The 310-nt window shown below is 42.3% G+C and carries 1 protein-coding gene; it reads left to right on the forward strand.

Features of this window, described 5'->3' with window-relative positions:
• The coding region (locus SB749_RS19085; RefSeq protein ID WP_410711687.1) for a hypothetical protein at positions 1–310 on the forward strand (310 nt) is incomplete at both ends.

Genomic DNA, 310 nt, shown 5'->3' on the forward strand with positions numbered 1-310 from the left:
TGTCTTAAAATCAGGCGTTTATGCAATCTGGCACAAGGACCCTCTCTTCAAAAAAACGCCGCTGACACAGTTTAGACCACATATTCTCAATACCGCTACTGATAAAGAAACTAAGCTTAATCGCTCGATACTGTCTCCGCGCTCAAATAGTTTTGACACTGGAAGAATGGAGCTTTTTACTTTTAAGGCGGAAGCGGGTCACTACGAATTAAAGCTAGTACCAGGTTCAAGCACTTCAAGATTTCAAGCAATGGTAGGAGGCGCGCTACCGTTGGCAGATGTTGATTTAAACAAGTACTCTATTGAGATT

Source organism: Brevibacterium sp. SIMBA_078 (assembly GCF_046534565.1).
Classification (GTDB): Bacteria; Actinomycetota; Actinomycetes; order Actinomycetales; family Brevibacteriaceae; genus Brevibacterium.